The following is a 23,813-nucleotide window of genomic DNA, read 5'->3' as shown; positions in this document are numbered from 1 at the left end:
ATGAGTATCAATACGATTGTCAGGTTTTGTAAAAATCACTCATGTTATGTAAGGGGCGCTATGGATTTTTTGCCGGAAAAGAGGCCAGAAAACGGTCATGCGGGATTGGCGGCGCAGTGGCTGCGTGAAGAGGCGGCAGGGCAGCCCGCGTGGTGGCAGAAGGTCGCCTCACACGGCACGCCCATCGTCGAGCCGCACGATGACCGCCACGTCAAAATGACCTGGCTGTGGCGCGATCCCGCCGGCGATGAACGGCACTCGCCGATATGCCGCGTTTACGCCGATATCAACGGCATTACCGATCACCACAGCACGTCCCCCAGCAGCCTGACCAGGCTCCCCGGCACCGACGTTTGGTACGGCGCGGCCGTTATCGATCGCCGCTGGCGCGGCAGCTACAGCCTGATCCCCATCACAGAGCGAGATCTTCCCCCCGTCTTCAGCGGCGACGAAACGTTGCGCGATCGCCAGCAGCGCGCCTGGTGGGTATCGCTGTTCCCGCTGGCGATCGCCGATCCGCTGAATCGCCTCTCGCTGGGGCCTTCGCATCGCCCGCGCCCGGTTTCCCTGGCGCAAGGGCCGGATGCCGACGACCAAAGCGCTTGGCAGGCCGCCGATCGGCCATTGGACGAGGCGCGGCTACAGCTTTTTCAGTGGCGCAGCGAACGTCTGGATAACCAGCGGCGCGTTTGGCTGTATGCCAGCGGCGACGCGGCGGTGAAAGCGAACCGCCCGTTGGTGCTATTGCTCGATGGCCAAAACTGGATCGAAAGGCACGCGCTGTTGCCGGTGATCGAGCATGAAACCGCAAAAGGGCGGCTGCCGCCTGCGTGCTGGCTGCTGATCGATGCGATCGACGGTGAACACCGGGAAAACGAGCTGCCCTGCAACGCCGCCTTCTGGCAGGCAATCATCGAAGAGCTGCTGCCGCAGGCGCAGAAGCGCGAAGCGTTCAGCGAGGAAGGGGCGCGCACCGTCGTCGCCGGCCAAAGCTACGGCGGGCTGGCGGCGTTATATGCCGGTGTGCACTGGCCGGAACGTTTCGGCCACGTGCTGAGCCAGTCCGGCTCCTTCTGGTGGCCCACGGTGCAATTCGTTACCCAGTTCGAAAAACGCCACGAGCTGGAGGAAGGCTGGCTGATACGCCAGGTTCGGCAACGCAACGCGGCGGCGCCCACGCTCACCGTGATTCAGCAAGCCGGCGATCGGGAGGCGGACATCGAATTCGTTAATCGCCAGATGCATCAGGCGCTGACGGCGGCGGGGCACCGCGCCGAATACCGCGTATTTTCCGGCGGGCACGATGCGCTCTGCTGGCGCGGCGGCCTGGTGGACGGCGTGCGCCAGCTGCTTTCCGCGATGGAATAACCCACACATTTTGACAGACAGGTAATGCAAATGACTCAGGAACAACAAAACCCGTTCGATGACGAAAGCCTCCGTTTCACCGTTTTGGTCAACGCGCAGCAGCAGTATTCGCTGTGGCCGCAGTTTGCCGAGACGCCGCAGGGGTGGCGCGTGCTGATGGGGCCGGCGTCGCGCGGCGAATGCATCGACTACATCGAAACGCACTGGCAGGACATGCGGCCGGCGGCGCTGAAAGCGGCGGATGCGGCGCGTTAAGCGCCAGGCAGCCACATCGATACATTCCGTTTGAGGAAAAGGACAGACACCATGTCAGAAACGCTTTCTTTGCCGGATACTCAGGTCGAGTATCGGGAGTATCCGCTGGTTGCAGCGCAACCGGGGATCTGGATCGCCGACCAAATCGCGCTGCGCCGCAACGGCTTCGCCGTGGCGCACTACACCGAACTGCACGGCGCTATCGATCGTTCGGCGCTGGAGCGCGCCATCCGTCAAGGGCTGGCCGAAGCGGATACGGTTCAGGCGCGATTCTTTGAGGCGCAGGACGGCCAGCCGGTGCAGCGTTTGCCGCTGATAGCCGACCCCGCACGCGTGCAGGCGCCGGAGTGGCTCGATTTCAGCGCACGGCCGGACGCCGAACAGGCGGCGCTGGCGCTGATGAACGACGATCTGGCGCAGGATCTGCCGGCAGACGGCGAGCGGCCGCTTTATCGCCATGTGGTGATCCGCGTCAGCGCCGATCGCTGGTTCTGGTACCAGCGCTTTCATCATCTGACCCTGGACGGCTTCAGCTTCGAAGCCATCACCCGCCGGATCGCCGATCTCTACCGCGCGCTGCGCCACGGGCTGGCGCCGGCGGCCTCGCCGTTTACCCCGTTCGGCAAGGTGGTGGAAGAGTTTCAGCAATGGCAAACGTCGCCCGCACGTGAGCGGGCGGCCGAATTCTGGCGCCAGCATCTGCGCGATTTGCCGTCGCCGCTGTCGTTATCGACGGAAAACCGGGAGGTTGAACCGGGCGCCCGGCCGCTCAAACAGGCGCTGGTGCTGCCTGAATCGCTGTTTGACGAAGCGCGGCGCGATGATGCGCTGCAGTCGCTGCAACCGGCCGATATCGTCACGGCGGCGCTGGCGATGTATCTGGCGCGCATGAGCGGCGAAACCCGCTTCTCAATCGGTTTTCCTTTCATGCGCCGGATGGGGTCGCAGGCGCTGGCGGCGGTCGGCCCGGTGGTCAACGTGCTGCCGCTGCTGCTGAACGTGACGCCGGATCTGTCGCTGGCGGACGTCTGCCAGGCCACCGTGGCGGAGATCAAGCAGGCGCGTCGCCATCAACGCTATGAGGCGGAGCAGATCAAACGCGATCTCGGCCTGGTCGGCGGCCATCAGGAACTGTATGGCCCGGTGGTCAACGTCAAGGTTTACCACGGCGCCTTGTCGTTCGACGGTCAGGCGGCCGTCACCCATACGCTGGCGATGGGGCCGGTCGACGATCTGGAGTTTGAGATCGGTTTTCGAAGCGGCGTGCTGACGCTGTCTTTGGTCGCCAACCCGGCCAAATACTCGCCGCGCACCTTGCATCATCACGCGGAGCGCATCGGCCATTGGCTGCAGCAGCTGGCGCGGCAGCCGCATCAGCCGCACGGTCAACTGGCGTTGATCGGCGAAGGGGAACTCAGACAACTCGCGGCCTGGGGGCGCGGCGCAGAGCTGGCGCCGCCGGCGGGCATGGTCTCGATCATGGATGCGTTCCAACGCCAGGTTGAGCGCCAGCCCGAGGCGTTGGCGGTGGCCTGCGGCGACGTGCGCCTCAGCTACCGGCAGCTCTCCGAACGGGTGATGCAGCTGGGGCGAGTGCTGATCGAAAGCGGCATCGGCGCCGAAGACGTGGTTGCCATCGGCATTCCGCGCTCGGTGGACACGCTGGTCGCGCTGTTCGGCGTGTTGGCCAGCGGCGCAGCCTATATGCCGCTCGATCTGGACTATCCGCGTGAACGTTTGGCGCTGATGTGCGACGACGCGCGGCCGGTGATGTTGCTGACCCACCGCGCCACGCGGGCCAACATGCCGGATCTGCCGCAGGTATTGTGCCTGGACGACGCCCCGTGCCTGGCGCGCTGCGCGGCCGCCGAGAACACGCCGATAACGGATGCAGAGCGGCGCGTGCCGCTGAGCGAGGCGCATCTCGCCTATATGATTTACACCTCCGGCTCGACCGGCAAACCCAAGGGCGTCATGTCCACCCACCGCGGGCTGCTGAACCTGTTCCTGTCGCATCAGGCCTCTCTGTTCGGCCCGGCGATCGAAAAATTCCAGGCTCGCCACGCGCGCCGCTTGCGCGCCGGCCATACCGCCTCGTTTTCTTTCGACTCCTCCTGGGAACCGCTGTTCTGCATGATGATGGGCAGCGAACTGGTTATCTTCGATGAGGAGCTGCGCCGCGACCCCTGGGCGCTGCTGGAACAAACCCAACAGACGCCGATCGATCTGCTGGACATCACGCCGTCGTTCTTCTCGCAACTGGTGGACTGCGGCCTGCTGAAGGGGCAGTTTCCGCTGCCGTCGTTCGTGATGATCGGCGGCGAGGCGGCGACGCCGACGCTGTGGAACCTGATGCAGCAGCATCCGGAGGTGGAGATCCACAACTATTACGGCCCATCCGAATACACCGTCGATACCCTCGGCGCGCCGGTGACGGCCGCAGACCAGCCGGTGATCGGCCGTCCCCTCGCCAATACCTCAGTTTGGCTGCTCGACAGCCGCCTGCAGCCGGTGCCGATCGGCGCGGCGGGCGAGCTGTACATTTCCGGCAAAGGCATTGCACGCGGTTACCTGCGGCGCCCGGATCTGACGGCGGCGCGCTTTGTCGCCAACCCGTTCGCCGAAGGCGAGGTGATGTACCGCAGCGGCGATCTGATGCGCTGGAGCGCGGAGGGCCAGCTGGTGTTCATTGGCCGGACCGATCACCAAATCAAGGTGCGCGGCTTCCGCGTCGAGCTGGGTGAGGTGGAAAGCGCCTTGGCCGCCTTGCCGGACGTGGGGCGGGCGGTGGTGATCGCCGAGCCGATCGGCGCCACCTATCGCCTGATCGGTTACTGCTCGGTGCAGGATGACGCGCGCCGCGCCTCGCCAACGCTGCAAAGCGAGCTGCTGGGGCAATTGGCGCAGCGTCTGCCGGATTATATGGTGCCGGCGATCCTGGTGGTGATGCCGGAGCTGCCGCTCAACGTCAACGGCAAGATTGACCGCCAGGCGCTGCCCAAACCGCAGGAGACGCTGGCGCAAAGCATTCGCGAACCGGCCACCGAGCAGGAAAGGCTGATTTGCCGCGCGATGGCCAACTTATTGGGGATGGAGCGCGTCGGCGCCGACGACGATTTCTTTGCGCTCGGCGGCGACAGCATCTCGGCGATGGGGTTGGGCACCGCCCTGCGGCGCAACGGTTATCTGCTGCGGCCGCGCGAGATCTTCGCGCTGCACACCCCCGCGCGCATGGCGCAGGCGATGCAGCCGCTGGTCGTAGACTCTCAGGCCGCACGCAGCGTGCAGCAAGGCCCGATCGACGGGCTGCCGATCCTGCACTGGTTCGCCGAGACGGGCGATATGCATCGCCGCTTCGCGCACGGCGTTTTCCTGCGCGTGCCTGCCGAGCTGCAACCGGAACAGCTGCGTGATGCGTTGGACCAGCTGCGCGCGGCGCACCCGGCGCTGGGCGCCAGGATCCGCGATGGCCAGTTGGTGGTTGAAGAAGCCGCTACCGCTGAGTTCATGCAGGTTCAGACCGTATCCGGCGAACTGGAGCCGGCGGCGGAACAGGCTTTCGACGCCGCACTCGAGCATCTCGATCCGGCGGCCGGCGCCATGATGCAGGCGATCCTGTTGCAGCGCGACGGGCAGAGCCTGGGGCTGGTGCTGGCGATCCACCACCTGGTGGTCGACGGCGTTTCCTGGCGCATCCTGCTCGAGGAGCTGCGGCAAGTGGCCGACTGCGCCATGCAGGGGCGGCCGATCACGCTGCCGCCGGAAGAAACCTCGCTCTATGAGTGGTCCGCGCGTTTACGCGCCGACGTGGAACGCCGGGAAGCCGAGCTGCCGTTCTGGCGGCAAATGCTGGCGGACGGCGTGCCGCGTTTGGGCCGGCGCGCGCTGGAACCGCAGACCGATCGCATCGCCTCGGTGAGCGAGCGGCGCACGCTGCTCGACAGCCGGTTGACCGCCGCGCTGCTCGGCACATTGCCGCAGGATTATCGCGCCCAGGTTGAAGAGATCATGCTGTGCGCGTTGGCTCAGGCCTGCCGCCGCCGTTTCCAGGCCGCTTCGCTGCGTTTCTCTCTGGAGTCGCACGGCCGCGCCGAACTGGACGACGGCCTCGATCTGGCTCGCACCGTCGGCTGGCTGACGGCGGAGTATCCGCTGCGCATCGAACTGCATGACGCCGAGCACAATGAGGCCGTGCGCGCGGTAAAACGGGCGACGCGATCGGTGGCCGATCGCGGCGTCGGTTACGGCCAGCTGCGTTATCTGCATCCGCAGCGTGACGATCTGGCGGCGCTGGCGCAGCGCAACGCCCCGGAGATTTTATTCAACTACCTCGGGCGTTTCAGCCAGGATGAGGGGCACTGGACGCCGCAGCGCAGCCAAACCCGCTTCCGCGACGCCTTCGCCGTGGCGCAGGATGCGCAGCAGGCGCCGTCTTACGGGCTGGAAGTGAACATCTTTGTCGAGGAACGGCGCGACGGCGCCTGCCTGGCGATCAACTGGAGCTGGCTGGAGGGAATTTTCAGCGAGAGCGACATTGCGCAGCTGCACAGCGGCATCGAGCAAGCGGTGCGTTCACTGTGCGAATTTGCCGAACGGCATCCCGAACGCGCGGCGGCGACGTTGGTGGCGGCCGAGATCGCCCAGCCGGGCGCCGATGATGAGGCGGTGCGCGCCTGGGAGCGGGAGTGCGGGCCGTTAGCCGCGGCGCTGCCGCTGTTGCCGCTGCAACACGGCCTGCTGTTCCATGCGCAGACGGCGCAGCAGGGCGGCAGCTATAACTCGCTGACGCGCCTGAGCCTCTGCGGCGAACTGGACGCGCATCAACTTCAGCAGGCGCTGGATGCGGTGATCCGCCGCCATCCGCAATTGGCCGCCCGATTCAACCGCGAGGGCGAGCCGCTGCAGCTGATACCACAGGAAAGCCATTGGCCGCTGGACAGCCACGCGCTGCCGCCGCTGACGGAAGAACAAGAAGCGCAGGCACTGCACCGGCTGGAGCAGCAGGAACTGCAGCGCGATCTGTTCAACCAGCCCGGCGCGATGCTGCACGCGCTGTGGGTCAAACACGGTGATAGCGAACGCTACACGCTGTTCCTTAACGCGCACCACCTGATCGTCGACGGCTGGTCGACGCCGGTGGTGCTCAACGATCTGATGCTGGCCCTGCGTGAAGGCGAGCAGGCGTTGCCGCCGCTGCGTTCGAACTATGCCGATATCGTGCGCCGCCTGACCGCGCGGGATGCCGAAGCCTCGCGCCGCCTGTGGCGCGAGACGCTGCAGGACGTGCGCCCGACGTTGCTGTTCGGTGAAACGCAGGACGAACGCGTGCATGAGCTGGAAATGACGCTGCCGCCGGCCGAGGAAAGGCGCTTGCTGACCCTGTGCCGCGAACGCGGGTTGACGCTCAATACCCTGATGCAGGGCATTTGGGCATTGCAGCTGGCCAGCTGTTGCGGCCAGCAGGACGTGGTGTTCGGCTCGCCGGTTTCCGGCCGTTTTGGCCAGATAGAAGGGATCGAGGAACACGTCGGCCTGTTCAGCAACACGCTGCCGGTGCGGGTTCGTCTGCAGCACGATCGTTCGTTGACGGAGCAGTTGACCGACCTGCAGCACCGGCAGATTGAACTGCTGGAGCACGATGATTTGGGGTTGGGGGAAATTCAGCACCTGGCCGGGGCGGGCACGCTGTTCGATACGCTGTTGGTGGTGGAGAACTACCCGGACAACGACGCTCTGCTGGGCGGCACAGGATCGCTGCGCTGCGACGCCATCCGCAACAAAGGCTATACCCACTATCCGCTGACGCTGCTGGTGCTGCCGGGCGAACGTCTGCGCCTGCTGATGGAGTACCGCGCCTCGGTGCCGCAGCCTGAGCGCTTCGCCGCGCGGCTGATGGCGCTGCTGCAACAGTGGATCGCCCAGCCGGATCTGCCGCTGCCGCGCTGGCAGTTGCAAACCCCACAGGAGCAGACGCTGATCGCGGCGGTCAACCGCACCGGGCAGGCGGTGGCGGACACCACCTTGCATCAGGCGATCGCCGATCAAGCGCAGCGCACGCCGGAACGCATCGCGCTGCAGGATGCCGGGCACAGCCTCAGCTACCGTGACATGCAGCGCCAGGCCGCGCTGCTGGCCGAGCGGCTGACGGCGGCCGGCATTCAGCCGGGGGATATCGTCGCGGTGGCGTTGCCGCGCTCCGTGCGCCTCAGCCTGGCGCTGACGGCGATTGTGCAGACCGGCGCCGCCTGGTTGCCGCTGGACACCGGCTACCCGGACGAGCGGCTGGCCTACATGGTGGAGGACGCCAAGCCGCGGCTGATTATCACCGAAAGCGCGTTGGATACCCGCTTCGCCGCGCTGGCGCCGACGCTGCTGTTCGATGCGCTGGACGAGAGCGTGCGCGAACCGGCGCCGCGCCAACCGGCGGGGAACGGCGATTATCCCGCCTACGTGCTGTATACCTCCGGCTCTACCGGGCGGCCGAAAGGCGTGGTGGTGAACCACCGGGCGATCGTCAACCGCCTGTTCTGGATGCAGCACGAGTATGCGCTCGATGCGCAGGACGTGGTATTGCAGAAAACGCCGTGCAGCTTCGACGTTTCCGTCTGGGAATTTTTCTGGCCGCTGATGGTCGGCGCGCGCCTGGTGATGGCGCCGCCGGAGGCGCACCGCGATCCGCAGGCGCTGACGACGTTGATCGACGACTATGGCGTGACCACGCTGCATTTCGTTCCGTCCATGTTGGCTATCTGGGTGGAGGCGCTGAACGAACGGGCGCCACAGCGCGCCGCCGCCAGCCTGAAACGCGTGTTCTGCAGCGGCGAAGCGCTGTCGTGTGAACTGGCTTCCCGCTACCAGGCGTTGGTTACCGCGCCGCTGCACAACCTGTACGGCCCGACGGAAGCGGCGGTCGATGTCACCTACCAACCGGCGTCCGGCGCGGCATTGGCGGCGGTGAACGGCGCCGGCGTGCCGATCGGCAAACCGGTCTGGAACACCCAACTGAGCATTCTCGACGCCATGCTGCGGCCGGTGCCCGTCGGCTGCGCCGGCGATCTCTACCTGCGCGGCATTCAGCTGGCCGATGGCTATCTGCATCGGCCGGGGCTGACGGCGCAGCGGTTTGTCGCCGATCCCGCCGGCAACGGCGCGCGCATGTATCGCACCGGCGATATCGCCCGCTGGCTGGAAGACGGCAGCGTCGAGTATTTGGGGCGCAGCGACGATCAGCTGAAGATCCGCGGCCAGCGCATCGAGCTGGGCGAAATCGAGCAGGCGCTGCTGGCGCAGCCGGGGGTAGCACAAGCGGCGGTGCACGCCATCGAGCTAGGCGAGGGCGCGACGGGGCTGGGCGGCGCCGATATGCGCCAGCTGGTCGCCTGGCTGATCGCCCAACCGGGCGTGACGCTGGACACCGCCGTGCTGCATCAGGCGCTGGAGCAGCGTTTGCCGGCGCACATGATGCCGGTCAGCTATGTCATGACCGACCGCTTCCCGCTCAGCGCCAGCGGCAAGCTGGATCGCAAGGCGTTGCCACGGCCGCAGCTGGCCCTGCAAGCCGGGCGTGCGCCGCAGGGCGACAGCGAACGCCTGCTGGCGGCGCTGTTCGGGGAACTGCTGGGGCGCGAGACGGTGTATGCCGACGACGACTTCTTCGCGCTGGGCGGCCATTCGCTGCTGGCGATGCGTCTGGCGGCTGAGTTGCGTCGGCGCGTCCCGCGGCCATTGAGCGTCGGGCAGATCATGTTCGCCCGCAGCCTGGAGAAGATGGCGCACCTGCTCGATGACGCGCAGGCGGCCAACTCGGCCGAGAGCCGCGGCGTCGGCGAATGCCTGCAGCTGCGGGCCGGCCAAGGCCCGGCGCTGTTCTGCCTGCATCCGGCTTCCGGTTTCGCCTGGCAGTACTCGGGGCTGAGCCGTTATCTGCCGGGGAGCTACCCCATCATCGGGCTGCAGTCGCCAAGACCGGATGGCGCCATCGCCACCTGCGAGGATATCGAGCAGATGGTCGATCGTCATCTCGCTAATCTGCGCCGCCTGCAGCCACAGGGGCCTTACTACCTGCTGGGCTATTCGCTCGGCGGCACGCTGGCGCATTCGATGGCCGCGCGCCTGCAGCAGCAGGGCGAAGAGGTGGCGTTCCTTGGGATGCTGGATACCTATCCGCCGGAAGGCCAGGATTGGACCGGCCCCAGCGAAGAGGAGGCGCAGAAAGAGGTGGCGCAGGAGCAGGCCGAGTTTATGGCGGAAGATCATGGCGATCCGGCGCTGATGGCGGAGAAGGCGGCGATGTTCGACAGCATCGTCGCCAACTATCGCGACGCGGTGCGCATTCTGTCCCAGGCGCGCAGCCGGCGTTTCCACGGCACGGCAACGCTGTTTGTCGCCGACCAGACGCTGCCGCCGGAGATGGATATCGACGCCGTGTGGGCGCCGTATCTGGATGGGCTGATCTGCCATCACCAGCGCTGCGAACACGCGGACATTCTGTCGCCGGCTTCGCTGGAGACGCTCGGCCCGCTATTGCACGAGCTGCTGACGCGGCAATACGGGTTGGTATAACGCAACCGGGCCGGGGGCGTGCGTCCCGGCCCGTACTAAAACATGATATGCAGGACACTATGGCCAGACCTTCTTTTTTTCTTGATTTCAGCTTGCTGAGAAGCAATGCGCATTTCCGCGCGATTTTCTGCGCCCGCATGCTGTCGGTGTTTTCCCTCGGCATGTTGGCGGTGGGGGTGCCGATCCAGATCCAGGCGATGACCGGCTCCACGTTGCAGGTGGGCGTGGCGGTGGCGCTGGACGGGGTGGGCATGTTTATCGGCCTGATGCTGGGCGGCGTGCTTGCCGATCGCTACGATCGCCGCAAGCTGATCCTGTTTGCGCGCGGCACCTGCGGACTGGGCTTTGTCGCCCTGAGTCTGAACGCCTTCGCCCCGGCGCCGTCGCTGTGGGCGCTCTACCTACTGGCGGCCTGGGACGGGTTCTTCGGCGCGCTGGGCATGACGGCGCTGATGGCGGTGATCCCGCTGCTGGTCGGGCGCGAAAACCTGGCGGCGGCGGGGGCCTTGAGTATGGTGACGGTGCGCATCGGCGCGATCCTGGCGCCGGCGCTGGGCGGGATCATCATCGTGTTCGGCGGTGTGGGGCTGGCGTTCGCCGTGGCCGCCGCCGGGACGCTGGGCACCCTTATCCCGCTGGTGCGTCTGCCGACGCTGTTGCCGCAGCAGCAGGAGCCGGAACACCCGTTGCGCGCGCTCGCCAGCGGCTTCCAGTTTGTCTGGCGCAATAAGGTGGTGGGGTCGGTGGTGCTGCTGGGAATGCTGATGAGCATCGTCGGCGCCGTCAGGGTGCTGTTCCCGGCGTTGGCGCAGGACGCTTACCACGTCGGGGCTTCCTCTATCGGACTGATGTATTCCGCGGTGCCGCTCGGCGCGATGCTGGGCGCGCTGACCAGCGGCTGGGTGGGGCGATACGCTCGTCCCGGCGTGCTGATCCTGGTCGCCGCCATCGTCGCGTTTACCGCTATCGCTTCGCTGGGGCTGTTCAGCCACCTGGCGCCGGCGCTGCTGGCGCTGGTGTGCTACGGCTACGCCAACGCCATCGCCTCGCTCCTGCAATTCATGCTGATCCAGAGCAACACGCCGGATCATCTGCTGGGGCGGGTGAACAGCCTCGGCACCGCGCAGGACGTAACCGGCGATTCGATCGGCGCGCTGGGACTCGGCGTACTGGGCAGGGTGTTTACTCCGTTGATGAGCGTGCTGTCGTTTGGCGCATTCGCCGCCGTGCTCGGCGTGCTGGTGGCCTTCAGCGTGCGCACGCTGCGCCAGTGCCGGCCGGCGGACGCGTTGGTCGAGCACGATGAGCCCGCTGCGGCAACCTCAGCGGCGGCAGACAACTAACCCCTCACGGCACCGGCTGTTCCGGCCGGTGCTGCTCCCCCCAGTTGCACATCATGTCGATCACCGGGATCAGCGAACGCCCGCGCTCGGACAGGCTGTACTCCACCTTGGGCGGGATCTGCGGATACTCCTTTCTCACCACCAGACGATCTTTTTCCAGCTCTTTGAGCGTCGAACTCAGCGTTTTGTACGAAATGGTGCCGATGCAGCGCTGCAGCTCGTTGAACCGCAATACCGGCTTATACAACGCCAGCCAGTAGAGAATAATCATTTTATATTTGCCGTTGATCACCGACAGCGTATAGCCATAGCCGGTGTCTTCGAGGCTGATGCCCGTTGGGCTGCAGTGGGATTCGGCGGTCATTGGGTACTTTCTCCAGAGTAAGTATGTGTCGTGAGTGTGCGTATTTTACATTGTTCCAGCATAACCTATGATGCGCCGATAGACACCTGACTGGAGAAATCGATATGAAAACCTTGGTGGTGGTGACCCATCCCGATATGGCGAACTCGGTGGTCAATAAACGTTGGCTGGAGGAACTGCGGCGTTACCCGGAGCGGTATACCGTGCACGAACTGCATCAGGTCTATCCGGATTGGCAGATCGACGTCGCCCAAGAGCAGCGGCTGATTGAAGCCCATGACAACATCGTGCTGCAGTTCCCGATTTTCTGGTTCAGCAGCCCGCCGTTGCTGAAAAAATGGCTGGACGACGTGCTCACCTACGGCTGGGCTTACGGTTCCCGCAGCGGCTACAAGATGCAAAACAAAAAGCTGGCGTTGGCGGTCACAGCGGGGGTGCGTGCAGAGGATTATGCGCGCGACGGGCGCTATCGCTACTCGCTGGAGGAAATCTTCCGGCCGTTTGAAGTCACCGCCGGTTACGTGCGGGCCGACTATGCCTCGTTCTTCGCCTTTTACGGCAAGGAGGCCGCTTCGGACGGCACGGTGGAGCCGCTGCAATCCCAAGAGTTGGATCGCAGCGCGCAAGGCTACCAGGCATTTCTCGCCGCCCTGAATTAACGCCGCGCCCCGGATGCGCCAGGGCGTGCGCATCCGGCTACTCGATGTGAACGCCGAAACCGTCTTGCCCCGGCGCGAGATGCGCTTTCAGCGTCAGCTGCGGGATCAGATAGTCACCGGCGTTCTGCCGCCGAAAGCGGATTGGCTCGGCGTTCCACAGATTATCCAGCCGCTGCCCGAGCTGCTCGCACAGGGCGGCAAAGCGTGCCTCATCGGTTTTGCCGGCGCGGTAGGTGACGAACGGCGGCAGCACCTCGAACCCTGGGTAGTGCAGCATGCCGTGCTGGATCGGGAACAGGATATCGTCGATCGGCCCGTTGATGCCGCGCGGGGCGTAATGAGACTCCCAGCCGCCGGCGGTGACGATCAGCATCGCCCGTTTGCCCGCCAGCGTCCCCTCGCCGTAACGGTCGCCCCAATGGGTGTCGGAATGCTCACCTACGCCGTAGGCAAAACCGTAAGCATAGACACGCTCGAACCAGCCTTTCAGAATCGCCGGCATCGAGAACCACCACAGCGGAAACTGCAGCAGCACCGCATCCGCCCAGCGCAATTTTTGCTGCTCCCGTTCGATATCGGCGCTCTGCATGCCGTTGGCGAACGCGCGCTGCGAATCCCGCGAAGGATCGAAACGAGCCGTTGCCGGACCTTCCAGACTGTCGTCAGCGTCGAGCGCCGCTTTCCACTTCATGGCGTACAGGTCGGACACCTGTACCTGATGGCCGGCCTGCGTCAGGCGCTCAGCGGCGAAATTTTTCAGTGAGCCGGCCAGCGACAGCGGCTCCGGGTGGGCGTAAACAATCAGCACATTCATAACAGCTCTCCTTGGTGTGAGAGCTGCAGGTTAGGGCGTTAGTCGGTATATTAGAAATGAATTACCGTTATCCCAGGTATAACTATGAATAATTTAAGGCGGCTGGATCTCAACCTGCTGGTGACGCTCGACGCGCTGCTGGCGGAGCACAACGTCACGCGCGCGGCGCAGCGGCTCAATTTCTCCCAGCCGGCGGTCAGCGTGCACCTTGCCAAACTGCGGGCGATCTTTGACGATCCGCTGCTGTTGCCCGGCCCGCGCGGCATGCGCCCGACCGCCAGAGCGGAACAGCTGCGGGAACCGTTACGTCAGGCATTGGCGGCGCTCGAGTTGGCGGTAACGCCGGCGACGCCGTTCGATCCCGCCGTGGCGACCGATACCTGGCGCGTGGCTGCCTTTGACTACGGCGAATCCACCATCGTGCTGCCGGCGCTGAACGGTTTGCGCACGGCAGCGCCCGGCACCCGGCTGGCGGTGTTGGAGATCGCCCCGGCGCGCCTCGCCAAACGGATGGAGCAAGGGGAAATCGACCTGGCGTTTCATACCCGAGAAGGTGCGCCATCCGGCCTGCGGCAGCGCACGCTGTTTAGCGAACGCTATGTGCTGGTGGGCCGGGTCGGCCACCCCAAGCTGCATGCCAGGCTGACGCCGGCGCAATTTTGCCAATTGGAGCAGGTGATGGTCTCGCCGGACGGCGGCGGGTTCTATGGCATGACCGACAGGGCGTTGGCAGACGTGGGGCTGACGCGGCGGGTGGTGCTTTCCGTGCCACATTTTCTGTTCGTTATCTCGGTGCTGACGCAGTCCGATTTGGTGGCGATGCTGCCGGAGCGGCTGGTGCGCAACCAGCCTTTATTGCAACGGCTCGAGCCGCCGCTGGCGGTGCCGGGCTTTGAAATGACCATGCTGTGGCACGAACGATCGCACCGGGATCCCGCTCACCGCTGGCTGCGCGAACATATCGTGCGTTCAGTGTGAGCGAGTTGGCGGGTTAAAGGGAGAAGCGTTTTTTGACTCTGTCGATCGGCGTGCCATCGCTGAGCGGCACCTGCGGCAAACGATCGTAATCGCGAAAGCCCATTTTGTGATAGTAGGCGAGGCCACCGACGTTATCCGCCCGGATGGTGGCGTTGATGTGCTTGAAACCGTGCGACTTCGCCGCCGCTAATGTGGCAGGGAACAACGCACTGCCGACGCCGCGCACCTTCGGCGACAGGCGGGAGAAGGTGGCAATATCTGCAGTATCGGGCGGCAGGGCATCATCTGCGCTCAGCGCCTGGAAGCCCACCAACAGCCCATCTACCTCCGCGACCTGGCAGCTCAGCGCATTGCTGCCGCTGATGAACCATTCGCTGAATTCGGCGGGGGTGAGGGGCGTTTCTATCGCCGTCGTGCCGCCGGCGCCGATCACGTCATTCAATAACTGCGTCAGGGCTTCAGCGTCTTGCGGGGCTACCGTTCTGATCTTCATTGCGTTGCAATCTCCTATGATGAATCGGCTGGAACCATCGAAAGAAGATAGACGCAGACGTCCGATAATGAAATATCGGAACGTGCCGGACGAAAAGACAGTGAGGGGAATTACATGAACAGGAAGCGGTCGGCCAGCGGAACCCCACGTTCGAGGCGCGGCGGCAACGCGTCGTCGCGATCGTCTGGCTGAGCAGCCTGCGGCGCGGCGTCTTCGGTTTTTTCAATCATCAGCTCGCCGAGCAGGGCCAGAAAACGAGTGAGCTTTTGCATATTCCCTCCGGATCCTTGATTATATTGAGAGTGATACTAATCGCCGCTCAACCGAATGGGAAAAACTTAAAACTCATATCCTAAGAACCGGATCGCATATCGCCTGACCGGGCGACGGTTGCCCATCGCCCGGTGTACGGTTTAGAAGGTGACGTTAACCTTGGCCCACAGGGTGCGGCCCGGTTCATTCACCGCGCTATTGGCCGAATACCCGAAGGCGCTGTTGCCCGCCAGGTTGAGGTGTTCGCTGTAGGTCTTGTTCAGGATGTTATCCAGACCGGCGCTCAGCTTGACGTTTTTATTCACCTTGTAGGCGGCGTTGGCGGAAAGCACGCCGAAGCCGGCGCTTTCGGCAAAGTCTTTGCCTACCACGTTGCCTTCGTTGATCGCCACGCGGTGTTGGCTGCTGACCAAACGCCACAGGCCGGTGCCGCTCCAGTCGCCGTACTCATAGGTGAGCCCCAGACGCGCCTCCAGCGGCGGGGTCTGCGGCAGCGGCCGGCCGTCGCTGGTGTTTTTACCCCAGGAGTAGGCCAGGCTGGCGTCGGTTTTCCAGTGCTCGCTCAGCTGGTAACCCATGCCCATTTCACCGCCCATGATGTTGGCGTTGACGTTATCGGCCTGGCTGAGACGCGCGTTGTGCGGATCGTATTTGAACAGGATGAAATCATCGACGCGGCCCACGTAAGCGGAGACCCAGCCGTTGAAACGCTTGCCGTTGTACTGCGCGCCGATGTCGAGCTGTGTGGTTTTTTCGCTCTTGACGCTGGAGAACGGATCCTTGCTGCCGTTCGGGCCGAGCTTCGGCGAGAACAGCTCCCAATAATCCGGGAAGCGCTCGGTATAACCGACGCCGGCATACAGCATCAGCGGCAGGTCGGCCAATGTATGCTCAAGACGCATAAAGCCGCTCGGCAGGGTGTCCGAACGCTCCCCGTCACTGCCGCTGCGGAAATTCTCCACCAGAGTGCGGTCAAGACGCGCGCCGCCGATCAGTTTATCCTGTTCGCTGGTGGACCAGGTCAGTTCACTGAAGGCGCCGTAGCTGTTGAACTGGGCGTCTTTTTCCCAGCTGCCGCGGCTCATGCTGCGGTGGGTGTTGGTTTGGGTGTCCAGGCCGCTTTCAAGCTTCACGTCCTGCCACTGCCAGGTGCCCATCACGCGGCCGCCGACGGTGCGGCGATCGAGCTGCATCGTCATGCCGGAGGACATCATGTGCCCGCCGTGGCCGCCCATGCTCATACCGCCATGGCCCCCGTGCCCCCCCATGCCGCCGCTGCCCGGCGAGCGCAGGGTGACGTTGTCCATCACGTGGTTGGCGTAGTTGTAGTAGACCTGCGCTTCCAGCTTATCCAGCACCTCGCCGATGTTGGATTTTTCCACCCGCATGCCCAGGCTTTCACGCTTGAACTGCGAACCGTCCATGCTGCGGCCGGCATAGCGCGCTTCGCCGTTGCCGCGGCCCATGGTCACTTCCAGCAGCGTGTCGTTGTCCGGCGTCCAGCCGAGCGCCAGATCGCCATTCCACTTGTCCCAGCGTGACGGCACGCGCGTATTGGTTCCGTCCTGATAGTCGTTGGAGCGGGATTTGTTGGCCATCACCCGCAGATAGCCTTGTTCGGCGCCGAGGCTGGCGTCGATATTCTCGTCCCAGCGGCCGTTGGAGCCGGTCAGTACGCTGGCGCTGCCCTTGATGCCCGGCTTGTCGAAGCGCGGGCGCTCGCGCTCGAAACGCACCGTGCCCGCCGACGATCCCGGCCCCCACAGCACCGTCTGCGGCCCCTTGGTGATGGTCAACAGATCGAAGCTTTCCGGCGAGATGTAAGAGGTCGGCGCATCCATCCGCGCTGGGCAGGCGCCCAGCATTTCCGAACCGTCGGTGAGGATCTTTAACCTCGAACCGAACATGCCGCGGAACACCGGATCGCCGTTGGTGCCGCCGTTGCGGATCTGCGAAAAGCCGGGGATGGTTTTCAGGTAGTCCGAACCGTCGCTGGCCGGTACCGGCTGGCGCGGGGTTTTCGGCGAGGTGACGATGGTGAGCGGGGAGTAGAGCGGCGCGGTGACGGTGATCACGTCGCCATCATTAACCTGTGCGTCGGTAGGGGGCTGATGCGCCTGCGCCGCGTGGCCGGCCAGCAGGAACAGCGGCATGGCGGTGGTGATGGCGCGGGTAACGGCGTTCTTTTTATAAGTCGGTTTAAACATCATCTTTCCTTAAGCTAACTCTTTTCCGTTCTTGGCCGAGGGATTATTCAGGCGTGGGGCGGCCTGGCGAAAATCACCATCGGAAAATACGGGGGTTATTCCATCAACGTGGAAATAACCGGATTAATAATGTCGTCTCGATGATTAACCGTTGGGCGAATTATTTCCGCCGGGTTGAAGCGATCAACGGCAATACAGAGAACGGCAATGGCTTATTGTTAGATCAGAGGAAAGAAATGGGGGGCGCGCGCGGCTGTAATTCGGTGTGAACGACGTGGGCAAACAGGGGAACGAGATAGTGAATCGGCGGCGGGCGCGAAGCCAGCGAGTGGGACCAGAACAGCGGGGCGTGGCTCACGTCCAGCAGCGGCGCGTGCAGCAACAGCACGCAGTAGCCGCAGGCGCTGTCGTCCATCATCATCGCCATGTTGTGATGGCCGCCGCCGTGCTGCATCAGCGGTTGCGCGGCTTTTTCAGGCTCAGGCGGCGGCGAATGCATCCCGTGATGCATCGGCATCTCCATGCCGCAACCCGCCATGACGGTCGTTCCAGCACTTCCGGCGCGTACATGCTCCAGGGATCGCGAGACCACCGGCGCAATGAACAACATCAGAATGGCAAACATCCCTAACCAGGCGGCGGCCCGATGTCGCGATGCAGAGCGCTGAATTAACGACACAATCAACCTAAAAAAAGGGTTAACACAGGGTAGGGAATTGTACTGGTTTATGTCGAAATGTTAAAACCTTTTATTTCTGGTCAACGGTCTGTTGATGAATATATTATCGAATAAGCGCTTTAATTCTGACCAAAGACTATTTTTTTTGGCACCAATAACGTGATGGGGACAATATTAATGACGGAAAAACTGGCGAGCACCATTATCCCGCTTTATGACGAACATGCCGCCGCCTGGGAACGCCTCAGACCCACCACGCTGTTTGAACGGCCGTGGCTCGATCGCTTTTTGCAGCTCACCCCGGCCAATGCGCGGCTGCTGGATCTCGGCTGCGGCAATGGCGCGCCGATCGCCGCCTATTTTATCGAACAGGGGTATCGGGTCACCGGCGTCGATGGTGCTCAGGCGATGATCGCGCGCTGCCGGCAGCGTTTCCCGCAGCAGGAATGGCGACAAATGGATATGCGCCAGCTGGATTTGCCGGCGAAGTTCGACGGCCTGCTGGCCTGGGACAGCTTCTTTCATCTGGCGCGCGACCATCAGCGCCGGATGTTTCCGCTGTTCAGACGACATGCCGGGCCGCACGCCGCACTGATGTTCACCAGCGGCCCAGCCGACGGCGTGGCGATCGGCAGCTTCGAAGGCCAGCCGCTGTTTCACGCCAGTCTGGCGCCGGAGGAGTACAGACGTTTATTGCAGGAGAACGGCTTCCGCGTGGTCGACCATGTGGTGGAAGATCCCGCCTGCGGGGGAAGAACGGTCTGGTTGGCGCAGAGTATTGAGTGACAATGTCACGGGCAGATTCCCCAGAACCTGCCCGTTAACGTTATTTAGCGCTGACGCGCCAAACGGTATTGCCCACGTCATCCGCAATCAGCAGGGCGCCGGCCTTGTCGACCGTTAATCCTACCGGTGCGCCATAGAGTTCCTTCTCGTCGTCGGAGACAAAGCCGGTAACCACCGCTTTGAGTTTGCCGACCGGTTTGCCTTGCTCAAACGCCACGTAGCTGACCCGGTAGCCGTTCAGCGGCGAGCGATCCCAGCTGCCGTGCTCACTGACAAAGGCGCCGCCGCGATACTCGGCCGGCAGTGCGTTCGCGGTATAGAACAGCAGCCCCAGCGGCGCGACGTGCGAGCTGAGGGCGTAGTCCGGCTTGATGGCTTTCGACACCCGATCCGGCCGCGCCGGCTGCACCCGCCGATCGACGTGCTGGCCGAAATAGCTGTAAGGCCAGCCGTAGAAGCCGCCGTCCTGCACCGAGGTCAGGTAGTCCGGCACCAGATCGGCGCCGATCTCGTCACGCTCGTTGACGATGGCCCACAGCTTGCCGCTGTGCGGTTCCCACTGCAGCCCGGTCGGGTTGCGCAGGCCGCTGGCGAAGACACGGCTGGCGCCAGAGGCGGTGTCCACTTCCAGCACGGCGGCGCGCCGGTACTCTACAGCCAGGCCATTTTCGGTGATGTTGCTGTTGGAACCGACGCCGACATACAGCTTTTTACCGTCCGGGCTGGCCAGCAGGGCCTTGGTCCAGTGGTGGTTGATGGTGTCCGGCAGATCGGCCAGCTCTTTACCCGCATCGCTGATGCGCGTTTCGCCCGGCTGATAGGCGTACTGCATGATGTTGCCGGTGTTGGCCACGTACAGGGTGTTGCCAATCAGCTGGACGCCGAACGGGGAATCGAGCCCCTCGAGGAAAACATGCTTTTCCCAACTACCGTCGGCGGTTGGGCGCAGCAGGGTGATGCGGTTACCGCCTTTGCCCCCTTTACCGGACTGGCCTTTCACCAGCCCGGCGATCAGCTGCTTGGGCGTGCTCACCGCCTCCGTACCCGGCCCGTTGGCTTCCACCACCAGGACATCGCCGTTGGGCAGGGTAAGCAGCTGGCGCGGATGCAGCAAACCGTCCGCCACCTTGTCGATTTTCAAACCCTCGGCCACTTTCGGCATCTGGTTCTGTTGCCAGCCGACGCCCTTTGGCACCTGCATCGGCGGCATCAGGAAGTTTTGCGCCGCCGGCAACACCGGATCCGGCCCCATTTGTTGTTCCGGCGAAATGACGGCGCTGTTATCGCAGCCGGCCAGCGCCAGCACGGCGGAAAGCGCAATCGCGATCGATGATAGCTTCATGAAAACCTCCTTATTTTGCGCGGGCGCCCACGGCCAGCAGAATGTTGGCGAGGCTCAGCAGCGCGACCACGATCGCAGACAGCACCAGACCTTGCGGCACCACGGCATACGCATCCCGGCTATGCACGAAAGCGTTAATGATGGCGAGAACGATGGCGATCAGATTCAGCCAGAAATGGAGCTTGACCGGTGAGCCCTGCAGCCGGCCGCTGCCGAACCACACCTGAACCAGGTTAATCAGCCGGGGAATAATGGCAAAAACCAGGCCGATGGCGATCAGCCAGCTGGCACCATTGACCCACTGAATATTCGCCGTACAGGCATAGATGATGTCGAAAATCAGCGCCGCGGTGAAAAATCCGTAGGGTAGCGGATTGAGCCATTCATAGACGGCCACCGCGACCGCTGAAGGCCTTGCTGTCGTTTGCGTGGTCATGCAGGTATCTCCATGAAAAATGATAGGTAAAAAAGGCGTAGACCCCTTAAAGCTTTGTTCAGATTCACCGATTTGAACAATTTTGATTCTCATTTTTAGCATGCGATGTTAAAACCGAACCCTCACTGCAGCATTATCAATGGCTTAGCAACATCGGGAGGAAGGGTATGAGTATAGAGCGCGTTCAGCGATTTCTGGCCGAGCACGCCCCGGAAACGGCGGTGACGGTGCTGACAAAGAATACCGCTACGGTGGCGCTGGCGGCGGAAGCTTTTGGGGTGGAGAGCGGGCAGATCGCCAAGACGCTGTCGTTTCGCGTGAACGACGGCGTGGTGCTGTTGGTGATGGCGGGAACCGCCAGAATCGACAACAAGAAGTACAAACAATTCTTCGGCGTAAAGGCGCGCATGCTGCCGGCGGAGGAGGTGGAGGCGCTGACCGGCTATCCGCCCGGCGGCGTTTGCCCCTTTGCTGCACCGGCAGCGGTGAGAATTTACTGCGATCGCAGCCTGTGCAGTTACGGTGAAGTGCTTCCGGCAGGTGGCAGCGATAATTCAGGCGTGAGAATTGCGCCACAACGCCTGGCCAGCATCACCGGAGCAGAGTGGATTGACGTGACAGGGTAACGTTAAGTGACGTCGTCACAACTACGTTATGTTAAATCTAATGCATTGCCTCGTGATTAATCTACTGTTTTAACAGGAAAAATCATTAGCTCATCGGGTTATGGCAAACCGCTTCGATATTGTGGCCATCCGGGGCGATCACAAATGCCGCATAGTAGTGGGCATGGTAATTGGGCCGCAAACCGGGCGCGCCATTGTCTTTGCCGCCGGCATTTAGCGCGGCGTGGTAGAACGCATCGACCTGTTCACGGCTGCTTGCGGCAAATGCCAGGTGCAGGTGTGCCGGCTTTTCATCGGTTTGAAACAGGCACAATGACACGTTACCCCGATCGGGGCAAAGTTCGACGCCATAGCCGGGCGCGCCTTCGGCAACGATCTTTACGCCCAGCGGCGCCAGCGCATTGAGGAAAAACGCTTTGCTAAGGGCAAAGTCGCTGACGCCAAATTTCACATGGTCAAACATGGAGAGGCTCCTGGAGCGTGGAAGAATATTCCCATTCAGTATAGCTAACGCCGTGGTGGGCGCCGAAAGCGATGCAAACGCACGCCAATGCGCATTTAGCATACAAATAGTGCCCGTTTAAGTGACGCGTTTGGGAGAAATCTGCAGTATCGTAGCCGCCACGTTTTATCAGATTTCACGTAGCGCGATCAAAAAAGCAGGGGATTTCTGGCCAATAGAGGCAGGTATGCGCCATAGAAAATCATGTCCGGTCATCATTACTGGAGCGGGAAATGGCAGCACGCATCATCACGGTCGAGGGCTATGATCTCTGGAACACTATCAAGATGAAGCGCTGAAACTACGCGAGATGTTGGCTGGCGTATTAACGGCAATTCATCATATCGGTAGTACAGCAGTGACAAACCAACGATTGATATCTTGCTGGAGATTGAAAGCCTGGCGGCGTTGGATGGTGTGAATGACAAGATGCATGACATGAGGTCGACGCCGCGTGGCGAGAACGGCATTACCGGCAGGCGTTGCTGCAGCAAGTGAACAGGCGATCAGACAGTTGGCGTTCAGAGATTTTCTGCGCAAGCATCATGGTATTGCTGAGCAACACAAATACCAGGCAGCAGAAGACCGCCGGCAAAACCCGGCGGCTTATGGCCGGTTGAAAGCCAATTTACTTAGCAGCATGAGCAGCCGGCGCGGGCATGGTTGGCCGCAGGAGAAAGCCCATGAATCAGGCCTGGACGGCAGAATCCACATATCACCATCTTGGTGCGCATAATGTATATTATGTTAAATTGAATTGCTGGATACGCACCGTGCCTATCCCTGAGCATCTTCTCTCCTCACCTCCAGCTTTATCCCTCTGATATCTGTCTTTCTACCAGGCTTGTTGTCATTCCATTCGATCGGCTTTTAAACCTGCCTCAATCATCAGACGGCGTGCCTTGATGAAATCGCATTTGCCAACCCGCCTGGGCTGTCAGAAGCCAAATCGACGAACGCTCTGTGCAACGCACGGCGCGGCCCTGCGCGTCGCGCTGAAAACTTTTATACGTCAGCAACACGACGCCTTCACTGATTTTCGCCAGCATAAAACCTTCGGCGAAAATCGGCGGATAGTCCGCTTCCATCACCAGTGCCGCAACGGTTTGGCATTTGTCATAACGTCGGCCTGAGCGGCCAATCTCTTCAAAGTCTTCATGCAGCAATGCCGCGACACGCTTCGGATCGCAGCGCGTTGTTGGCTGGTGCAGTTCAACCTCAAGCACCTGGATTTGGCTAAGCCACTGTGCAATATGGGTCAAAATGCCCTCCTTTTTTGATCGCGCTACGTGAAATCTGGAGACAAGAAACTCACACAGGGGTTCAGATTTAAGCGGATGTGATTCCTGTCATAACGGTTGAAAATCAAACCGGATATTGCTTATTTTAAACCATTACTATAAATTACACGCAATATCAATTTTTTGGCGAATGGAATCATGCCCGATCGGTCATTGCTCTTTTTTTATGGTTTAGTCTTTGCTGCAGTAATTTATTTCATTGTGAAGTTCAGAAAGGAAATCACAAAAAAAGATGGGTTGATAAATATAGCTTCATCTCTCGTTATCGCTATTGCGATAATGTTCCTTCTCAATTCAGATCTTTCTGCCACTGGCATTCTGATTGCCATATTTTCTTTTCTTGCAGCAGGCTTTATTTTTTTATGCGTTGCCATTCTCCTCAAGGATGTGTATTCAACGAAAAAGTATACATTAACTGCCATAAAGCGAATAAAAACGGAAAATTCAATTAATTTAAAGGACATGCCAGAATTCAAAAGCGGCATTTTTTGTTATAAAAAATCATGGTATGCCATCTATTCACCCTCTTTGAATTTACTTGAAATAGGCGTTAATGCGTTTGATAGCCAACCTGAGTTTGGCAAAAAATTCACCGTGCGAACGCTGTCTAAACGCGCTATTACATTCGTTCCGGAAGTAATTCCTGATGAAATCAATGATGACACTGAGCTATTCGGCCAACTGGTAATATTTTGTGAAATATCTGCAAAAAATCAGATTATGGCGGAAAATTATATTGAAGCCATAAAAAATGGCTCTGCTACACCCTGGCTTATCTCTGCGCCAGATAAAACGCACTAATTTTAGCATGGCGGAAATGTTATC

At 61.8% G+C, this 23,813-nt stretch carries 19 protein-coding genes; 9 read left to right on the top strand and 10 right to left on the bottom strand.

The window, feature by feature from the left end:
- The first annotated feature begins 60 nt into the window (after positions 1-60).
- From fes to entS, 4 genes are read left to right on the top strand one after another with little or no spacing between them, the layout of a single operon-like run.
- Positions 61-1,368 (top strand): enterochelin esterase, encoded by a 1,308-nt coding sequence (fes, locus tag ACJ8HT_RS06315; protein ID WP_244664494.1) that lies wholly within the window; start codon positions 61-63, stop codon positions 1,366-1,368.
- 30 nt (positions 1,369-1,398) lie between these two features.
- The gene (locus tag ACJ8HT_RS06310) at positions 1,399-1,623 is read left to right on the top strand and encodes an MbtH family protein (protein WP_060419694.1); all 225 of its coding nucleotides are present in this window, start codon (positions 1,399-1,401) and stop codon (positions 1,621-1,623) included.
- Positions 1,624-1,674: 51 nt separating this feature from the next.
- Positions 1,675-10,185: a non-ribosomal peptide synthetase gene (locus ACJ8HT_RS06305; protein WP_197652855.1), complete on the top strand. Its 8,511-nt coding sequence runs from the start codon at positions 1,675-1,677 to the stop codon at positions 10,183-10,185.
- Between the two features lie 59 nt (positions 10,186-10,244).
- Positions 10,245-11,528, top strand: a complete 1,284-nt coding sequence (gene entS / locus ACJ8HT_RS06300) for an enterobactin transporter EntS (RefSeq protein WP_060439923.1) — start codon at positions 10,245-10,247, stop codon at positions 11,526-11,528.
- Positions 11,529-11,532: 4 nt separating this feature from the next.
- Here the strand turns inward: entS and ACJ8HT_RS06295 are convergent, their stop codons facing one another.
- Positions 11,533-11,892, bottom strand: a complete 360-nt coding sequence (locus ACJ8HT_RS06295; protein WP_025302868.1) for a winged helix-turn-helix transcriptional regulator — start codon at positions 11,890-11,892, stop codon at positions 11,533-11,535.
- Positions 11,893-11,996: 104 nt separating this feature from the next.
- On the opposite strand from ACJ8HT_RS06295, the gene ACJ8HT_RS06290 reads away from it, so the two are divergent.
- A complete protein-coding gene (locus ACJ8HT_RS06290) occupies positions 11,997-12,551 on the top strand; it encodes an NAD(P)H-dependent oxidoreductase (RefSeq protein ID WP_197652854.1) in 555 nt (184 codons plus the stop codon).
- Between the two features lie 37 nt (positions 12,552-12,588).
- Here the strand turns inward: ACJ8HT_RS06290 and ACJ8HT_RS06285 are convergent, their stop codons facing one another.
- Positions 12,589-13,365: an NAD(P)H-dependent oxidoreductase gene (locus ACJ8HT_RS06285; RefSeq protein WP_197652853.1), complete on the bottom strand. Its 777-nt coding sequence runs from the start codon at positions 13,363-13,365 to the stop codon at positions 12,589-12,591.
- A gap of 84 nt (positions 13,366-13,449) precedes the next feature.
- Between ACJ8HT_RS06285 and ACJ8HT_RS06280 the strand changes: the two genes are divergently transcribed.
- Positions 13,450-14,343 carry a LysR family transcriptional regulator gene (locus tag ACJ8HT_RS06280; RefSeq protein WP_087762808.1) on the top strand — a complete coding sequence of 298 codons (894 nt, stop codon included), beginning with the start codon at positions 13,450-13,452 and terminating at the stop codon, positions 14,341-14,343.
- 13 nt (positions 14,344-14,356) lie between these two features.
- Here the strand turns inward: ACJ8HT_RS06280 and ACJ8HT_RS06275 are convergent, their stop codons facing one another.
- The 4 genes from ACJ8HT_RS06275 to ACJ8HT_RS06260 form a co-directional block, all read right to left on the bottom strand.
- Complete coding sequence (locus ACJ8HT_RS06275; protein WP_197652852.1) at positions 14,357-14,836, bottom strand: GNAT family N-acetyltransferase; 480 nt, start codon at positions 14,834-14,836, stop codon at positions 14,357-14,359.
- Between the two features lie 110 nt (positions 14,837-14,946).
- Positions 14,947-15,108: a hypothetical protein gene (locus ACJ8HT_RS06270; protein ID WP_197652851.1), complete on the bottom strand. Its 162-nt coding sequence runs from the start codon at positions 15,106-15,108 to the stop codon at positions 14,947-14,949.
- Positions 15,109-15,249: 141 nt separating this feature from the next.
- Positions 15,250-17,262, bottom strand: coding sequence for a TonB-dependent copper receptor (locus tag ACJ8HT_RS06265; protein WP_341534879.1), 2,013 nt, complete (start codon positions 17,260-17,262; stop codon positions 15,250-15,252).
- Positions 17,263-17,539: 277 nt separating this feature from the next.
- Positions 17,540-17,926 (bottom strand): DUF2946 domain-containing protein, encoded by a 387-nt coding sequence (locus ACJ8HT_RS06260; protein WP_244664496.1) that lies wholly within the window; start codon positions 17,924-17,926, stop codon positions 17,540-17,542.
- A gap of 246 nt (positions 17,927-18,172) precedes the next feature.
- Between ACJ8HT_RS06260 and ACJ8HT_RS06255 the strand changes: the two genes are divergently transcribed.
- Positions 18,173-18,781 (top strand): class I SAM-dependent DNA methyltransferase, encoded by a 609-nt coding sequence (locus tag ACJ8HT_RS06255; protein WP_197652849.1) that lies wholly within the window; start codon positions 18,173-18,175, stop codon positions 18,779-18,781.
- Between the two features lie 40 nt (positions 18,782-18,821).
- On the opposite strand, the gene ACJ8HT_RS06250 is transcribed toward ACJ8HT_RS06255, so the two are convergent.
- Positions 18,822-20,123: a PQQ-dependent sugar dehydrogenase gene (locus ACJ8HT_RS06250; RefSeq protein ID WP_197652848.1), complete on the bottom strand. Its 1,302-nt coding sequence runs from the start codon at positions 20,121-20,123 to the stop codon at positions 18,822-18,824.
- 10 nt (positions 20,124-20,133) lie between these two features.
- Entirely contained in the window at positions 20,134-20,559 is a 426-nt protein-coding gene (locus tag ACJ8HT_RS06245) for a DUF2231 domain-containing protein (protein WP_047730692.1), read from the bottom strand.
- A gap of 167 nt (positions 20,560-20,726) precedes the next feature.
- Between ACJ8HT_RS06245 and ACJ8HT_RS06240 the strand changes: the two genes are divergently transcribed.
- Positions 20,727-21,185 (top strand): YbaK/EbsC family protein, encoded by a 459-nt coding sequence (locus ACJ8HT_RS06240; protein ID WP_048233970.1) that lies wholly within the window; start codon positions 20,727-20,729, stop codon positions 21,183-21,185.
- A gap of 85 nt (positions 21,186-21,270) precedes the next feature.
- Here the strand turns inward: ACJ8HT_RS06240 and ACJ8HT_RS06235 are convergent, their stop codons facing one another.
- Together ACJ8HT_RS06235 and ACJ8HT_RS06230 are read right to left on the bottom strand one after the other, a co-directional pair.
- Complete coding sequence (locus ACJ8HT_RS06235) at positions 21,271-21,648, bottom strand: VOC family protein (protein ID WP_194571981.1); 378 nt, start codon at positions 21,646-21,648, stop codon at positions 21,271-21,273.
- 920 nt (positions 21,649-22,568) lie between these two features.
- A complete protein-coding gene (locus tag ACJ8HT_RS06230; RefSeq protein ID WP_197652847.1) occupies positions 22,569-22,949 on the bottom strand; it encodes a nuclear transport factor 2 family protein in 381 nt (126 codons plus the stop codon).
- Positions 22,950-23,126: 177 nt separating this feature from the next.
- On the opposite strand from ACJ8HT_RS06230, the gene ACJ8HT_RS06225 reads away from it, so the two are divergent.
- Entirely contained in the window at positions 23,127-23,789 is a 663-nt protein-coding gene (locus tag ACJ8HT_RS06225) for a hypothetical protein (RefSeq protein ID WP_197652846.1), read from the top strand.
- The last annotated feature ends 24 nt before the right edge of the window (positions 23,790-23,813 follow it).

It is taken from the genome of Serratia sp. CY44782, assembly GCF_052168715.1.
Classification (GTDB): Bacteria; Pseudomonadota; Gammaproteobacteria; order Enterobacterales; family Enterobacteriaceae; genus Serratia; species Serratia nevei.
Note: the sequence above shows the minus strand (reverse complement) of the source record. Positions and strands in the feature narration are given on the sequence as shown.

What these genes read in the sequence shown, in the direction of transcription:
- ACJ8HT_RS06245 (WP_047730692.1), bottom strand. Translation starts at nt 20,559, where the DNA reads ATGACCACGCAAACGACAGCAAGGCCTTCAGCGGTCGCGGTGGCCGTC.
- ACJ8HT_RS06295 (WP_025302868.1), bottom strand. Translation starts at nt 11,892, where the DNA reads ATGACCGCCGAATCCCACTGCAGCCCAACGGGCATCAGCCTCGAAGAC.
- entS (WP_060439923.1), top strand. Translation starts at nt 10,245, where the DNA reads ATGGCCAGACCTTCTTTTTTTCTTGATTTCAGCTTGCTGAGAAGCAAT.
- ACJ8HT_RS06235 (WP_194571981.1), bottom strand. Translation starts at nt 21,648, where the DNA reads ATGTTTGACCATGTGAAATTTGGCGTCAGCGACTTTGCCCTTAGCAAA.
- ACJ8HT_RS06240 (WP_048233970.1), top strand. Translation starts at nt 20,727, where the DNA reads ATGAGTATAGAGCGCGTTCAGCGATTTCTGGCCGAGCACGCCCCGGAA.
- ACJ8HT_RS06255 (WP_197652849.1), top strand. Translation starts at nt 18,173, where the DNA reads ATGACGGAAAAACTGGCGAGCACCATTATCCCGCTTTATGACGAACAT.
- fes (WP_244664494.1), top strand. Translation starts at nt 61, where the DNA reads ATGGATTTTTTGCCGGAAAAGAGGCCAGAAAACGGTCATGCGGGATTG.
- ACJ8HT_RS06280 (WP_087762808.1), top strand. Translation starts at nt 13,450, where the DNA reads ATGAATAATTTAAGGCGGCTGGATCTCAACCTGCTGGTGACGCTCGAC.
- ACJ8HT_RS06290 (WP_197652854.1), top strand. Translation starts at nt 11,997, where the DNA reads ATGAAAACCTTGGTGGTGGTGACCCATCCCGATATGGCGAACTCGGTG.
- ACJ8HT_RS06310 (WP_060419694.1), top strand. Translation starts at nt 1,399, where the DNA reads ATGACTCAGGAACAACAAAACCCGTTCGATGACGAAAGCCTCCGTTTC.
- ACJ8HT_RS06270 (WP_197652851.1), bottom strand. Translation starts at nt 15,108, where the DNA reads ATGCAAAAGCTCACTCGTTTTCTGGCCCTGCTCGGCGAGCTGATGATT.
- ACJ8HT_RS06260 (WP_244664496.1), bottom strand. Translation starts at nt 17,926, where the DNA reads ATGTTGTTCATTGCGCCGGTGGTCTCGCGATCCCTGGAGCATGTACGC.
- ACJ8HT_RS06275 (WP_197652852.1), bottom strand. Translation starts at nt 14,836, where the DNA reads ATGAAGATCAGAACGGTAGCCCCGCAAGACGCTGAAGCCCTGACGCAG.
- ACJ8HT_RS06305 (WP_197652855.1), top strand. Translation starts at nt 1,675, where the DNA reads ATGTCAGAAACGCTTTCTTTGCCGGATACTCAGGTCGAGTATCGGGAG.
- ACJ8HT_RS06285 (WP_197652853.1), bottom strand. Translation starts at nt 13,365, where the DNA reads ATGAATGTGCTGATTGTTTACGCCCACCCGGAGCCGCTGTCGCTGGCC.
- ACJ8HT_RS06250 (WP_197652848.1), bottom strand. Translation starts at nt 20,123, where the DNA reads ATGAAGCTATCATCGATCGCGATTGCGCTTTCCGCCGTGCTGGCGCTG.
- ACJ8HT_RS06225 (WP_197652846.1), top strand. Translation starts at nt 23,127, where the DNA reads ATGCCCGATCGGTCATTGCTCTTTTTTTATGGTTTAGTCTTTGCTGCA.
- ACJ8HT_RS06265 (WP_341534879.1), bottom strand. Translation starts at nt 17,262, where the DNA reads ATGCCGCTGTTCCTGCTGGCCGGCCACGCGGCGCAGGCGCATCAGCCC.